A 14,661-nucleotide genomic window follows, 5' to 3' on the forward strand; every position below is an offset into this window, starting at 1 on the left:
TCACTGTGACTGTTACCGCCGATCGCGAAAGCGAACTTCTCGCATCCGTTCCCACGGGGCTGCTCATCAACGGCCAGTGGCTGCCTGCGGCATCCGGCAAGACGTTCGACGTCGAGGATCCCTCCACCGGCAAGGTGCTCGTGAGCATTTCCGACGCCGGAGTGGAAGACGGCGCCGCGGCGATGGACGCCGCCGCAGCCGCCCAGGCCTCCTGGGCCCGTACGGCTCCCCGCGAGCGTGGCGAAATCCTGCGCCGCGCATTCGAGCTGGTCACGGCACGCGCAGAAGACTTCGCGCTGCTCATGACCCTGGAAATGGGCAAGCCCTTGGCCGAAGCCCGCGGCGAAGTAGCTTATGGTGCCGAGTTCCTGCGCTGGTTCTCCGAGGAAGCCGTCCGCGTCAGCGGCCGCTATTCCGCGGCTCCGGACGGCAAGAACCGCATCCTGGTCCAGAAGAAGCCCGTTGGTCCCTGCCTGCTGATCACCCCGTGGAACTTCCCGCTGGCCATGGCTACCCGCAAGATCGCCCCCGCGGTGGCTGCCGGCTGCACCATGGTCCTCAAGCCCGCCAACCTGACCCCGCTGACCAGCCTGCTCTTCGCGCAGGTCATGCAGGAAGCCGGCCTCCCCGCAGGTGTGCTCAACGTCATCCAGACCTCCACGGCAGGCGCAGTCACCGGGCCCCTCATCAAGGACGACCGCCTGCGCAAGATCTCCTTCACGGGCTCCACCGCCGTCGGGCAGTCCCTCATGCGCGAAGCCGCGGACAAGGTCCTGCGCAGCTCCATGGAGCTCGGCGGCAACGCGCCGTTCGTGGTCTTCGAGGACGCCGACCTGGACAAGGCCGTCGAAGGCGCCGTCGCGGCCAAGATGCGCAACATGGGCGAGGCTTGCACTGCAGCCAACCGCTTCATTGTGCACGACTCCATCGCTGACGCCTTCGCCGACAAGTTCGCTGCCAAGATCTCGGCACTCAACACCGCGCGCGGCACCGAGCCGGACTCAACGGTCGGCCCGCTGATCGACGGCAAGGCCCGCAACGGGGTGCATGCACTCGTGTCCGACGCCGTCGCCAACGGCGCGATTGCCGTCACCGGCGGCGCCCCGGTGGACGGCCCGGGCTACTTCTACCAGCCCACCGTGCTCAAGAACGTGTCCGCGGACGCCCGCATCCTGAAGGAAGAGATCTTCGGACCTGTTGCCCCGATCATCACGTTCAAGAGCGAAGACGAGGCAATCAACCTGGCCAACAACACCGAGTACGGGCTGGTCGCCTATGTCTACACCAAGGACCTGAACCGTGGACTGCGCGTCAGCGAAAGGATCGAGACCGGCATGCTCGGCCTCAACGCCGGCGTCATCTCCAACGCCGCAGCACCGTTCGGCGGCGTGAAGCAGTCCGGGCTGGGCCGTGAAGGCGGATTCGAAGGCATCGAGGAATACCTCACCACGCAGTACGTCGGCATCGCGGATCCGTACGCCGACTAGTACAACTTCGGCGGACCTCTCGCAACGGGGAACTGCCGTTGAGTGAAGGGCAGGGCACTGGAACATTTGGGTTCCGGTGCCCTGCCTTTGCCGTTCCAAGCCCAACTGACTCGCATTTGTTGTCGTTTTCGAGGCCCATAACGACATCTAATGCGAGCTAGTTGGGTCAGGGCCGCCAGCGGAAGGGCGACCACAGGAGTTGGAACCACCTGGACATCAAGGACGGCGGGAACCAGTCCGCCCGCAAGACGGCAATCCAGGAGGCATTGCGCCGGAACGCGGCACGGACAGCCGCGATCCGGGCCGCGGCCGAGTTCGCTTGCTCCGCTGCCGCAATCGCGGGGATTCCCGCCGGGGGACCGTAACGCTGCCGTTCGAAGTCGCCCGTGAGTGACGCAAGCGCGCGCCGCCCGGCGTCGTCGGAAGCGCCCGACGGCGACGCTGCCGCCACCGGTGCTCCGAGCGCAGCCGAGGTGCCCAATCGGGCCGCGAAATGCCGCGGCGTTTCGCTGGGCACCGGCGGTACGCCGTAATCCGTGGCGAGGTCCTGGAGCTCAGCCCATGCCAGGACCGGGCCGTCCCGGGGCGGGCCCGGGCCGGCCGCGTGTCCCGAACCGCGCTGTCGTGCCCGCGCGGGCCTCAAGCGCCGCGCCCGGATGCCGGAGCGGACCAACCGCGGGGAGGCCACTAACACCGCCAAAAGGAGCGCGGCCGCGGTGACGTAAAGAACGGTTCCCGAGCCCGTGGCCGTGCCCGCTCCGACCCCCGGAGCCGCAAGCGGAGGCACAGCGGCGGTGCTCGGCGCGGGAGTCGAGGAACCCGGCACCAGGTTCTCGTCATGCAGGTTGGTGCTCGGGCCGCCCGCTGCCACAGGCTCGCTCGCGTAGGCCGGGACCACGCCACGGGAAGGCGTTGGCTCGAAGGCGACCCAGCCGGCTCCTTCGAAGTAGAGCTCAGGCCAGGCATGGGCGTCACGGGAATCCACTTGGAACTCCGGCAGGGGTTCCTGTCCAGCCACGGCAACCGTGGCGCCTGTGGAGTGGCCCGGCGCGTAGCCCACGGCGATGCGGCTGGGGATTCCCTCGAGCCGCGCCATGACCGCCATCGCGGAGGCGAAGTGAACGCAATAGCCGCTCTTCTGTTGCAGGAAGTCCGCCAGCACGGACATCCCGTTGCCGTCGTAACCGCCTTGCACGGGAGCCTGCAGTGAGTAGGTGAACTGGGACGAGCGCAGGTAGTCCTGGATCGCCATCGCCTTCGCATAATTGCCGTTGGCGCCGGCCGTCACCGTCTTGGCGGTGTTCTTCACGATGTCCGGAACGTTGCCCGGCAACTGGATGAAATCCTGCGAGATGGAAGTGGGCTTGGCGTTGTCCTGGCTCAACGTTGCCGATGTCAGGGCCGGCAGCGCTGAATACACCGTGTACTGCTGGTTCCTCGTCGTGTCGTCCTCGCCACGGATGCTGAGCGTCTCAGGATCCCACGACCAGCGTCCGCTCAGGCCGTTGACGGCTGTCGGGGCATAGGGGACCGGGAGATACGGGCTGGTGAACTGCCCCGTATCGATCACCGTCACCTGGCGCACCAACTCGGAGGGGAGCGGGTAGTCCGGCGCCATCCGGCCCGGTCCGATGCGCCGGGAGGCCTCCCGGTCGTCCGGTGCCCAGGTATCGCCGTCGAACTTGTCAATGGTGACGGAGCGCAGGTACACCGGGGCCGTGGAACTCGTGGCATAGGTGATGCTGCCGTCGCCGGTAGGATTCCGCAGGCTGTTGCCGAGCGTAATCATGGGATTCAGGCCGTTGGAGACGCCCCACGGGTTCAGCCGGGAACCCACGGGAAACGTCCCGCGCTCGAATCCCGGAACCGCCAACGGCAACAGCAACCCCAGAACCAAGGCCACGCCACCGATCACCATGGACCGCTTGAGCTGCCCCGTGCCGTGGGCGGTGTCGTTCTGCAGCCGCGAGTCCGGTGCGAACCACTGGCTGCAACCCAGGATCAGAATGAAGCCGACGGCGGCGGCGAGGAACCCGGCGAGCCCGACGCTTTGCGGCTTGATGGTCGCCGGGAAAACGAGGACAACCAGCAGGCCCAGGCCACTCGTCGCAGGCATGCCGAGCGGGACCGCCAGGGCATCGACCAGGACAACCGCCAAGCCCAGGCCCGCGCAGGCGACAAACACTATTCCGGCGTTCGGGGAGACGGGGGCGGTCTCCGACACCACGGTTTCGCCGGCCCGTTTCAGGAACTGGCCCAGCGTGTCCAGGGTAGCGCCGGAGGGAATGAAGCCCGCGATGCTTTCCGGCCGGAAGAACGTGAAGTCGAGGATGAAGACCAACGCGACCAAGCCGCCCACGGTAGTGAGCACCGGGTGGACCCCCAGGGCACGGAGGACAGCCAGGGTCAATCCGACGATGAACACCGTGGTGATCGCGGGAACCAGCCACACCCAGCCCCTGAAGACCCCATTGAGTGAGAGTGACGCTCCGAGGACGGCGACGGCGATGGCCGCGGACATTGCCCAAGGGTAGGCTCCCGGCCCTGCCTTTCGCGGGCGGAGCCACCTTCCCGGGCCGCGCGACGGGGTGTTGCCTGCCGTTGCCGGCGCCGGGAGCGGGGAACGTCCCGGAGCGCCGTTCCTGGAGGTAGTGGTCATCGCGGCACCGCCGCGCCACGGCGGACGTCCATCGCTGCCGCAGCGGCGGCGACGATCTCTCCTTGGTCGAAACCGGCCCATGCAGCGGGAAGGTCTGTCCTCGAACTCACGGCGACGGCCCGCCAGCCGCCCAGTTTCAAGGCTTCGATGACCGGCTGGACATGGTGCGGGTGGTCGGTCACCACGAGGGCAAAAGCGTTGGCCCCGTAGCCTGCGGCCGGCGCCAACGCACGGGCCTCCGAGAGCGGCATGTTGCCGAGCAGCGCGAGGACGGGACCACGCAGGCGGTGTGCCGCGAGCTTATCCATCAGATGGTCGTCGAAAGGCGCTTCGGCACCATCGGCGACGCCGGCGGCCTCTTTGTGGCTGCGCTCGCCGTGGACATGCCGCGGGCCGCTTAGCTGGATGGCGGCCAGGCTTTCGGCGATGGACTGCAGGCCTCCCAGACCACTGAATTCCTCGGTTTCGGGATACGGTGCGGAGCGGGATGCGCGGAACGCGGGGTGTCCTGCAGCATCGAGGAAACGCAGCGAATAGTTGCGGTCGGCGAGGTGGGCACTGATCGACATCGCTGCCGTCACCACCCATTCGAAGTTTTCGCTGCTCACCAGTTCGAAAGCGTCCTCGTGGGTAGGACCGAAGACCGCGGCGGAGCCGGACACGAAAGCGGAATAGCGCTGGTCCAGGATGATGGTCGCCTCGGGCGTGGTGACGGATTCCTCCTGCCGCACCATGAGTTCGCCGTGCCGCGCTGTCGCGGCCCAGTGGACTCGCCTCATGGGGTCTCCGTGCCGGTATTCGCGGGTCATCACGTCGTCGTCGCTGGGATTGGCCCGGATCCGGGTGGCCGTCACGCCGTCGTTTCCGCGTGCGCCGGCCAGCCCGGTGGCGGGGAGTTCGACGGCGGCCGGCGTCACGGTGAGGATGTCGCCGTTGTCGATCTCGTGGCGATGCAGCGACAAGCCGAAGGGATCGCAGAACTCGGCCGTCACCGGGCCGATCCTGAACTGGCCGCGCTTGCCGGAGCGCAAATGGTATTCGTAGCGGCTGGTGCCGCCGGACGCGGCACGGGCAGGAAAGCGGAAGGCCGGAGGTTCGCCGAAACGTGGCGGCAATTGCTCCTCCATGATCACCGGCCCGACGGCGGCGCCGGTTCGTGCCACGGCCAGCCGCACGGTGGCCGTGGAGGAAGTCTCCACGGACGCGGGATGGAATTCGCGGAATACCTGGAAGCGCGGTTTGAGGATACGGACGCCGGCAAGCGATACCAGCGGCAGCACCAACAGCAGGATCCCGAGGGCCAGCAGATCGCGCCTGCCCATGATCTGGGCCAGCAGCAAGGAACCTACGCCGCTGGCAAGCAAGCCCCAGCCCCGGTTCGTGAACAGATGCTTCGGAAGTAGATCGATCAGCGCCATGCCTGCCCCCTTCTTCGCTGCCCTAGGCGCCGCGGCGTTCCGCGCCAGCGTCTTGGCTGACGGGGAGGGAGGCCAGGATGGCCCGGATGATGCTTTGCGGGGTGTCACCGGAACTCGCGGCCTTGCGGTCCAGGATGATGCGGTGTGCCAGGACGGACTCGGCTACGGAAATGACGTCGTCAGGGAGGACGAAGTCCCTTCCGTCCAGGGCGGCGGTCGCTTTGGCCGCCCGCAGTAGTTGCAGCAGGGAGCGGGGGCTGGCTCCGAGGCGCAGCCGGGCGCTGTCCCGGGTGGCCCGGCCCAAGGCAACCGTATATTCCTTGACGGATTGGGAGACGTAGACCTGCTGCACCGTGGCGATCATCGCGGCCACGTCGGCGGAGGTGACCACCGGGGTGACTTTGGCGAGGGGCGAGACCGCCTGATGGGTCTCGAGCATCTCGATTTCGGAGAGCTTGTCCGGGTAGCCCATCGAGATGCGGGCCATGAAACGGTCCCGCTGTGCCTCCGGAAGCGGATACGTGCCTTCCATCTCGATGGGGTTCTGCGTCGCGACAACCATGAACGGTTCGCCCAGCTGGTACGAATGGCCGTCCACCGTCACTTGATGTTCCTCCATGCATTCAAGGAGGGCTGACTGCGTCTTCGCGGAGGCGCGATTGATTTCGTCTCCGATCACGATGTTGGCGAACACCGCGCCCATCCGGAACTCGAACTGGCGCGAGGACTGGTTGTAGATCGAGACCCCCGTGACGTCCGAGGGAAGCAGGTCCGGGGTGAACTGGATACGGCTGACCCTGCAATCGATGGTGCGGGCGAGGGTTTTGGCGAGCAGCGTCTTGCCGACACCCGGGACGTCCTCCACCAGCAGGTGGCCTTGGGCGAGGAGCACGGTGAGGGCAAGTTTTGCGGCCTCGGCTTTGCCGTCGATGACTTTGTTGATGGCCGCCAGGATCTTCTCACTGGCAGCGTGGAATTGCTCAGGGTCCATGACCGTCTGCTTGTGCCCGTTGAAGGACTCGCGCTCAGGCGGCAGGGCAACCACGGCCTCGTCCCGTACCAACTGTTCATCAACGGTGCCGTGTCGCTTTGAGTCCATGGACTATCCCCTCAGCCATGACGGCACCCCGGCCGGGCGGCGGTGCCCTGGCCGGGATATACCGCCTTTGTACCAGACTACCCAGCCAAGGCCCGCCGCAGACAGGGGCAGCTTTCCGAAGCAAGTGGCATGGGTGGGATGCGGCAACGGTCAGGGAGGCATCAGCAGGGAAAGATAGGGTGGATCCATGTGCAATTCCCTCCCACCGGCTTCCTACCGCGCGCCGGATACCGGCGATTCCCGCAAGGAGTACCCACCTGCGCCCGAGCCTCTGCCGGTCCCCGTGATGGACAACCACACGCACCTCGATTTCCGGCACGGCTTGATCGACGTCGCGGTGGCGGATGCCCTGGACGCGGCCGAAGCCGTGGGCGTCCAGGGCGCGGTGCAGGTGGGTTGCGACCTGGAGTCGTCGCGGTTCACGGTCCAGGCGCTCGACGCCGACCGGCGGCTCCTCGGAGCTGTCGCCATCCACCCCAACGACGCCCCCGTGTACGCGGGCCGCGGAGAGCTGGAATCGGCTCTCGCGGAAATCGAAGAGCTGGCTGCCCACCCACGGGTGCGCGCGATCGGCGAAACCGGGCTTGATTTCTTCCGCACCCACGGCGAGGGCCTAGTGCACCAGCGCCAGTCTTTCCGCCGCCACATCGATATCGCAAAGAGGCTGGACCTCACCCTCCAGATCCACGACCGCGACGCCCATGACGACGTCGTCCAGGTCCTGCGGGAGGAGGGGGCCCCGGAGCGGGTGGTATTCCATTGCTTCTCGGGCGATGAAGAACTGGCACGGATTTGTAACATGAACGGCTGGTACATGTCCTTTGCCGGCACCATGACGTTCAAGAATGCGGCGAACCTGAGGGACGCCTTGGCCATCGCGGATCCGGAACTGCTGCTCGTCGAAACCGATTCCCCGTTCCTCACTCCGCACCCTTACCGGGGCCGTCCGAACGCAAGCTACATGGTCCCGTACACGGTCCGTTCCATGGCTGAAGTGACGGGAACCGAGCTTTCGGCGCTGTGCTCGCAACTGGCCCAAAACACCGTGGCGACATATGGATCCTGGGACTGAGCAGAAGTCGCACTACATACCCGGTATGTAAAAATCTTGGTCACTTTATAACGCTTCGGTTACAGTGGGTAACCAGTAGCCGGGGTCGGGGAAGGCCTTCGGACAACTTACTCCGTTCGCAATTGGTGTTTTTAGTTGAATTGAGTGTGGCGGCGCCCAGCTCCGCTGCAGTCCTCCAGCATGCTTCTGCCTGCTTCGGGACCGCGGCAGGAGGCCCCTGTGCGCTTTTCCCCGTGCCCGGATGGTCCAAAAGTTACGGGCAAACATGGTCAAGTTCTTCACCACGGGCGGCAAGTTCAGTTTCGTCAAGGTCGGTGCGCAGCTGCTGGTTCTTTCGGCGCTGGTACTGGGAGTGGTTGCCTTTACGGGCAACAACAAATCAGTCACCCTCAACGTCGACGGCAAAGTGAGTTCCGTCCAGACCTTCGGCAATACCGTTGACCAGGTGGTCAAGGCAGCCAAGGTCGACCTGAAGGCCGAAGACCGGGTTTCACCGGCTTTGAATACCTCGGTGCAGAACGGCTCCATCATCAACGTCAACCTGGCCAAGGCCGTCACCGTCAGCCTCGATGGCGCCCAACGGACGGTCAACACCACGGCTCCCAACGTCGAAGGCCTCGTCTCCGAGCTCGGCGTCGCGAGCGCTTCGGCTGTGTCCCAGCCGAAGGACACCCAGCTGGCCGTTTCCGGATCCTACGTTTCGATCCTGACCCCCAAGACGATCAGCCTGATCGTTGATGGCCAGAGCTCTTCGAAGACAACGACGGCGCCCGACGTAGGCACCGTGCTCAGTGATGCCGGCGTCTCGCTCGGCGCGAACGACCGGGTTTCGCAGCCGAACTCGGCCCCCGTTGTCCCCAACATGGTGATCAAGGTTTCCCGGGTGGACACGAGCAAGACCGCCACCGAGACGGAGAACGTTCCCTTCGACACGGTCACCACCCAGGACCCCACCCAGTTCAGCGACCAGAAGACGGTAACCCAGGAAGGTGTCCTCGGGCTGCTCAGCAAGACGTTCAAACTCGTCCTGGTGGATGGCCGAGAGGCTTCCAGGACCCTGGTCTCCTCTGACGTCACGGTCCAGCCCGTCCCTGCGAAGGTGACGGTCGGAACCAAGGCGCGTCCCCAGCCTGCCCCCGCCGCTGCTGTGGCCTCCGGACCCACCGGGGCGCCGAACGAGGCAATGTGGGACAAAGTCGCACAGTGTGAGTCCGGTGGGAACTGGGCCATCAACACCGGCAACGGTTACTACGGTGGCCTGCAGTTCGACATCCAGACCTGGGTCGGCAACGGCGGTGGCGCCTACGCTCCCAACGCCGCCGCCGCCAGCAAGGCCCAGCAGATCGACATCGCCAACCGCGTCTACGCTCAGCGCGGCCTGTCGCCGTGGGGCTGCGGATGGGCAGCTTCCAGCTAGGCACGTGAAATTGGCCGGGTCCGGAATCTCTGAACTGGTCCCCGAAAGTTGGACTGGCTAAGTAAGATCCTAAGCCGCGAGGGCCTGGGCACGGTATTGCGCCGGGCTCAGGCCCTCGAGCTTTGTCGAGATCCGTTCGGTGTTGTACCAGCGGATGTACTCGTGCAGTGCCGCTGTCAGTGCGTCGGTGCTGATGAACCGGACACGATGGAAGAGTTCTTCTTTGAGATGACCGAAGAAGTTTTCCATCACGGCATTGTCGTAGCAGTTGGCCTTGCGTGACATTGATTGGACCGCTCCGGCAACGCTGAGGAGAGTCCGCCAGGAGTGATGCTGGTACTGGAATCCCTGGTCGGAATGCACCAGCGGTTTCTCACCGTCCTTGAGGGTCGTCAGCGCCTTACTCAGCGATGTGTTGGTGAGCTCCAGGTTCGGCGAGATGCCCAGGGTGTACGAGATGATCTGCCGGTCGAAGAGGTCCATGACCGGTGAGAGGTAGAGCTTGCGATCGCTGACGCTGAATTCGGTCACGTCCGTCACCCACTTCTGGTTCGGGGCGGTCGCTTCGAAATCCCGGTTGAGCACGTTCGGAGCGACGGCGCCTTGTTCGCCGCGGTAGGAGTTGTAGCGCTTCTTCCGCCGGACCTTGCAGACCAGCCCGAGTGTCCGCATCAGCTTCAGCACGGTCTTCTTCGCGGTCCTCCAGCCTTGCTTGGCCAGCTCGATGTGGACGCGTCGGTGCCCGTACCTGCCATGGTTCTTCTTAAAGATCTCCGTGACCGCGCTCTTGAGAGCCTCTTGCGGATCGGGGGCCTGGAGCCGGGCCTGGTGATAGAAGAACGTCGAGCGGGCAATGCCAGCGATGTCCAGGAGCAATTCCAGGCGATGTTGGGCCTTGAGAGCGATGACGGCGCGGACCTTTACCGCGGATCCTCGTCCCTCAAGGCCTGCACTTTTCCCAGGAACGCCACCTCTGCCCGCAAGCGCTCGTTCTCACGGCGCAACCTTTGCAGTTCTGACTCAGGCTGCGACGGCGCCTCGAAAGGCGACTTCGGGCGGCCCCTGGGCTTCGGACGCAGTCCGTCTTCGCCTTCATTCCGATACAGGCTTGCCCACTTCTTGATCAGAAGCGGGGACGACAGCTGGAACTCCTGCGCCAAGGCCACCTGGGTCTCTCCAGCCAGAAACCGCTGCACAACAGCGAGTTTGAACTCAAACGAAAACTGCCGCTTGGTTGGCTTGGCCACTAGCGTTGTACCTCCGCGAACTCTCCACCGGTCATATAACCGGCCTATGGCCCGCTTGCTCACCCCGAGCTTTGTGGCAACGGACTTCGCGCCCCAACCGGTCTCAAACAACGCTACCGCGGCCGCGCGCTGCTCCTCGGACAACGAACTGCTTTTTAACATGAAACTGCTCCCCGTAAGTCAGAACTGAATTCTCAGTCCAACTTTCGGGGAGCAGTTCACTCCGGGCCCGGCCTTTTCGCGTCCTCGATAAGGCGGGCGGGCGCCCCCGCCGGCCGCTCAGACGATACGATACCTAGGTGACTGAACCGAATTCCGAACATGCCGCCGTCGCACCCCTTCTGGGAGCTGCTGACATCCGACGGCTCGCCGAGGAGATCGGTGTCCGCCCAACCAAAACCCTGGGGCAGAACTTCGTCATCGACGGAAACACGATCCGGAGGATCGTCTCCGCCGCCGGTATTGATCCCGGGGAAACCGTGCTTGAGGTCGGGCCGGGGCTCGGTTCGTTGACGCTCGGCTTGCTCGACGCCGCCAAAACAGTCGTCGCCGTCGAAATCGATCCCGTGCTGGCCGGCAGGTTGCCGGAAACGGTGCGCACCTGGCGCCCGCAGGCAGCGGACGATTTCCACTTGGTCCTTTCCGACGCCATGAAGGTCACCGAACTTCCAGTACAGCCCACCGCCCTTGTGGCCAACCTGCCGTACAACGTCGCGGTTCCCGTGGTCCTTCACCTGCTCCAGCACTTCCCGAGCCTGCAACACGGGCTGGTCATGGTCCAGGACGAGGTGGCGGACCGTTTGGCCGCGGGGCCGGGCTCCAAGATCTACGGGGTCCCCTCGGTCAAGGCCGCGTGGTACGGCCACATGCGCAAGGCCGGCGTGATCGGCATGAATGTCTTCTGGCCGGCCCCGAAGATCCACTCAGGGCTCGTGTCCTTCACGCGCGGCGCGCCGCCGGAAACCCACGCCACCCGCGAACAGGTGTTCGCGGTCATCGACGCCGCATTTGCCCAACGCCGCAAGACGCTCCGCGCGGCCCTCGCAACCTGGGCCGGGAGCGCCGCCGAAGCCGAACGATTCATTGTGGCTGCCGGCGTAGATCCGACTGCCCGCGGTGAAGTGCTCGATATCAACGCGTTTGTCCGAATCGCCGAGGCACGCCACCCCCTGGACGCATGAGTCCGGCAATCAGCGGTGCGAACCGCGGGCGCTTCCTCGCACGGACCGTCCGCGTCCGGGCACCCGGCAAGGTGAACGTTTCCCTCAACGTCGGCCCCTTGCGGCCCGACGGCTACCACTCGGTGGCCAGCGTGTATCTCGCGGTGTCCCTGTACGAGGAAGTAGCCGCCACGAGCACGGAGGGGCCGGGGATCACTGTCAGCATCGGGCCCGCCAGCACCTTGGACCTCGACGGCGTCGACATTCCGCTCGACGAGCGGAACCTGGCTTACAAGGCCGCCGCCATCATGAGGGATGTCTCGGAGAACGCCACGGGCGTGCACTTGGAAATCACCAAGCGGGTTCCCGTTGCCGGTGGCATGGGCGGCGGCTCGGCCGATGCCGCGGCGACACTCCTTGCCTGCGATGCGCTCTGGAACAGCGGTTTGTCACGCGAAGAACTGGCCCACCTTGCCGCCGAGTTGGGCGCGGACGTGCCGTTCTCGTTGCTTGGGGGCACCGCCGTCGGTCTTGGCGTCGGCGACGAACTCTCGCCGGCGCTCGCGAAAGCCCAGATGGACTGGGTCCTGGTCTGCGCCGACTACGGACTCTCCACGCCCGAGGTTTTCCACACCTTGGACAGGCTCCGGAACACCGAGGGACTCGACATCCCCGAGCCGATCGAGGTCGACGCCAAGATCCTGCAGGCGCTGCGCAACGGAGATCCGGACGCCCTGAGCAAAGTCCTCATCAACGACCTCCAGCGCGCCTCGATCGCGCTGGCTCCGCAATTGCGCGACACGATCGGGACGGGGGAGTCGAACGGCGCACTCGCCGGGATTGTATCCGGTTCCGGCCCCACGGTGGCTTTGCTCGCCCACAACCCCCGGGCGGCCGAGGGGCTCGCCGAGGACCTTCGGCACCTTGGCCACAACGCCCTTGCCGTGCACGGCCCGGTTCCCGGTGCCCGGATCATCTCCGATACCCTCCTATGACACGTCGCTCTGACTGTTCACACCAGAAAGTAGTACCTAGTGGCCCACCTGCTTGGCGGTGAAAACCTCACCGTTTCGTTCGCAACCCGCACCATCCTCGACGGCGTAACCCTTGGTTTGGAGGACGGCGACAGGATCGGCATGGTCGGGCGCAACGGTGACGGCAAATCGACGCTGATGCGCTTGCTGGCATTGCGCTCGACGCCGGACTCCGGCCGTGTGACCAAACGCGGCGACGTCAACGTCGGCTACCTCGACCAGTCCGACGTGCTCGACGGCGACCTCACGGTCGGCGCCGCGATCGTCGGCGACCAGGCCGACCACGAATGGGCCGCGAACCCCAAGATCCGGGAGATCATGGGCGGACTTGTGGCCGACGTCGATTGGCACGCCAACGTGCATGCCCTCTCCGGCGGCCAAAAGCGCAGGGTCGCCTTGGCCAAGCTGCTCATCGAGGACCACGACGTGATCATGCTCGACGAGCCCACCAACCACCTCGACGTCGAAGGCGTCGCCTGGCTTTCCCGGCACCTGAAGACCCGCTGGCGGGCCAATCAGGGCGCGTTCCTCGTGGTGACCCACGATCGGTGGTTCCTGGACGAAGTCTGCAACCGGACCTGGGAAGTGCACGACGCCATGGTGGACCCGTTCGATGGCGGGTACGCGGCCTACGTGTTGGCCCGCGCCGAGCGTGACCGCTCCGCGTCCGTCGTCGAAAGCAAGCGGCAGCAGCTCGTCAAGAAGGAACTGGCGTGGCTGCGCCGGGGCGCCCCGGCGCGCACTTCGAAGCCGAAGTTCCGCATCGAAGCCGCCAACGAGCTGATCGCCGATGTTCCCGATCCGCGCGACTCGGTGGCGCTCAGCAAGATGGCAACCGCCCGGCTCGGCAAGGACGTGCTGGACCTTGAAGGAGTCTCCCTGGATTTCAAGGGTGGCGACTCTGCCAGCCGCACAAAGCAGAAGCTCTTCGACGACGTCACCTTGCGCTTGGCACCGGGGCAGCGGCTCGGGCTGGTGGGCGTCAACGGCGCCGGGAAGTCCACGCTTCTGAGGCTCCTCAACGGCGAGATCACGCCGAGTTCCGGTAAGGTCAAGCGCGGCAAGACCGTGGTCACGGCGGTGCTCAGCCAGGACGTCAAGGAGCTCGACGATGTCTCCGACCTTCGCGTGATCGAAGTCATCGAACGAGAGAAGCGCTCCTTCAGCGTTGGGGGCAAGGAGTTCACTGCCGGTCAGCTCGTGGAGCAACTCGGGTTCACGAAGGAAAAGCAGTGGACACCCGTCACCGACCTGTCCGGTGGTGAACGGCGCCGCCTGCAACTTCTGCGCCTGCTCGTGGGCGAACCGAACGTCCTGATGCTCGACGAGCCCACCAACGACCTCGATACCGACACCCTTGCCGCCGTCGAAGACGTCCTGGACGGCTGGCCCGGCACGCTCGTTGTTGTCAGCCACGACCGCTACCTGCTGGAACGTGTCACGGATTCCCAAATGGCTCTCCTCGGCGACGGCAAACTCCGCGGACTTCCCGGTGGCGTGGACCAGTACCTGGAATTGCGCGAAGCGGCCCTCGCGAGCGGCGCAGTGACCGGCGGCGCTTCGAGCGGGAGCGCAAGGCCGACGGCGGCAAGCGGCTCGAGTGCCGTGGTTTCCGGACCGAGCGAAGCGGAAAAGCGTGAAGCCCGCAAGGACCTGAACAGGATCGATCGGCAGCTGGGCAAGATCGCGCAGCAGGAAGAGAAGCTCCACGTCCAAATGGCCGCGAAGTCCCAATCCGGCGACTTCGACGCCCTCGGCGAATTGAACGCCAAGCTGCAGGAGCTCCTCGAAGAAAAAGAAGGCCTGGAGCTCGAATGGCTCGAGGCGGCGGAGATCCTGGGGGAGTAGGCGTGGGTGGGACGGGGCCTTCAGCCGGATTCCCGCGGTCACCTTGGGTGCCGGGGCCGGGCAACGGTCCTTCGGCGTCGCTTAGCGCAGAGGTTCCTTCCCAAAGCTCGCAAGCTCGCTTCGGGGCCCTCGGAACGCCGCTTCAACGCAAAGGGGCTACTCGCTCGCTGAGCGAGCTCCTAGCCCGTTGCGTCGCGATGCGCTCCTTTCCGAAGAACCG

General features: G+C 65.5%; 11 protein-coding genes. 6 read left to right on the forward strand and 5 right to left on the reverse strand.

Annotated features, from left to right (window positions below; translation table 11 throughout):
• Positions 1–5: 5 nt before the first annotated feature.
• A complete protein-coding gene (locus tag OIT41_RS05975) occupies positions 6–1,487 on the forward strand; it encodes an NAD-dependent succinate-semialdehyde dehydrogenase (protein ID WP_241709516.1) in 1,482 nt (493 codons plus the stop codon).
• A gap of 166 nt (positions 1,488–1,653) precedes the next feature.
• On the opposite strand, the gene OIT41_RS05980 is transcribed toward OIT41_RS05975, so the two are convergent.
• The 3 genes from OIT41_RS05980 to OIT41_RS05990 all read right to left on the reverse strand — a co-directional run bounded on the left by OIT41_RS05980 (position 1,654) and on the right by OIT41_RS05990 (position 6,663).
• The gene (locus OIT41_RS05980; RefSeq protein WP_264637572.1) at positions 1,654–4,008 is read right to left on the reverse strand and encodes a DUF3488 and DUF4129 domain-containing transglutaminase family protein; all 2,355 of its coding nucleotides are present in this window, start codon (positions 4,006–4,008) and stop codon (positions 1,654–1,656) included.
• A gap of 134 nt (positions 4,009–4,142) precedes the next feature.
• Positions 4,143–5,564, reverse strand: coding sequence for a DUF58 domain-containing protein (locus tag OIT41_RS05985; protein WP_264637573.1), 1,422 nt, complete (start codon positions 5,562–5,564; stop codon positions 4,143–4,145).
• Positions 5,565–5,586: 22 nt separating this feature from the next.
• A complete protein-coding gene (locus tag OIT41_RS05990; RefSeq protein ID WP_264637574.1) occupies positions 5,587–6,663 on the reverse strand; it encodes an AAA family ATPase in 1,077 nt (358 codons plus the stop codon).
• 187 nt (positions 6,664–6,850) lie between these two features.
• Here OIT41_RS05990 and OIT41_RS05995 point away from each other — a divergent pair, with 187 nt between their 5' ends.
• Entirely contained in the window at positions 6,851–7,735 is an 885-nt protein-coding gene (locus tag OIT41_RS05995; RefSeq protein ID WP_241709520.1) for a TatD family hydrolase, read from the forward strand.
• A gap of 265 nt (positions 7,736–8,000) precedes the next feature.
• Positions 8,001–9,152 (forward strand): resuscitation-promoting factor, encoded by a 1,152-nt coding sequence (locus tag OIT41_RS06000; protein ID WP_241709521.1) that lies wholly within the window; start codon positions 8,001–8,003, stop codon positions 9,150–9,152.
• A 69-nt stretch (positions 9,153–9,221) separates the two neighbouring features.
• Here OIT41_RS06000 and OIT41_RS06005 read toward each other — a convergent pair whose 3' ends face one another.
• Both OIT41_RS06005 and OIT41_RS06010 read right to left on the reverse strand, forming a co-directional pair.
• Positions 9,222–10,028 carry an IS3 family transposase gene (locus OIT41_RS06005; RefSeq protein ID WP_241711084.1) on the reverse strand — a complete coding sequence of 269 codons (807 nt, stop codon included), beginning with the start codon at positions 10,026–10,028 and terminating at the stop codon, positions 9,222–9,224.
• Between the two features lie 44 nt (positions 10,029–10,072).
• Positions 10,073–10,561, reverse strand: coding sequence for a helix-turn-helix domain-containing protein (locus OIT41_RS06010; protein WP_241711087.1), 489 nt, complete (start codon positions 10,559–10,561; stop codon positions 10,073–10,075).
• 137 nt (positions 10,562–10,698) lie between these two features.
• On the opposite strand from OIT41_RS06010, the gene rsmA reads away from it, so the two are divergent.
• Genes rsmA through OIT41_RS06025 form a run of 3 tightly spaced genes read left to right on the forward strand, consistent with a single transcriptional unit; the run spans position 10,699 to position 14,441 of the window.
• Positions 10,699–11,580 carry a 16S rRNA (adenine(1518)-N(6)/adenine(1519)-N(6))-dimethyltransferase RsmA gene (gene rsmA / locus OIT41_RS06015; RefSeq protein WP_241707983.1) on the forward strand — a complete coding sequence of 294 codons (882 nt, stop codon included), beginning with the start codon at positions 10,699–10,701 and terminating at the stop codon, positions 11,578–11,580.
• Positions 11,577–12,554, forward strand: a complete 978-nt coding sequence (locus OIT41_RS06020) for a 4-(cytidine 5'-diphospho)-2-C-methyl-D-erythritol kinase (protein ID WP_078105903.1) — start codon at positions 11,577–11,579, stop codon at positions 12,552–12,554. The genes rsmA and OIT41_RS06020 overlap by 4 nt, the downstream gene beginning before the upstream one ends.
• Before the next feature lie 39 nt (positions 12,555–12,593).
• On the forward strand, positions 12,594–14,441 hold the full coding sequence (locus OIT41_RS06025; protein WP_241707982.1) for an ABC-F family ATP-binding cassette domain-containing protein: 1,848 nt from the start codon (positions 12,594–12,596) through the stop codon (positions 14,439–14,441).
• The last annotated feature ends 220 nt before the right edge of the window (positions 14,442–14,661 follow it).

Origin of the sequence: Arthrobacter sp. YA7-1 (assembly GCF_025960325.1) — a bacterium.
Taxonomy (GTDB): domain Bacteria; phylum Actinomycetota; class Actinomycetes; order Actinomycetales; family Micrococcaceae; genus Arthrobacter; species Arthrobacter bambusae_A.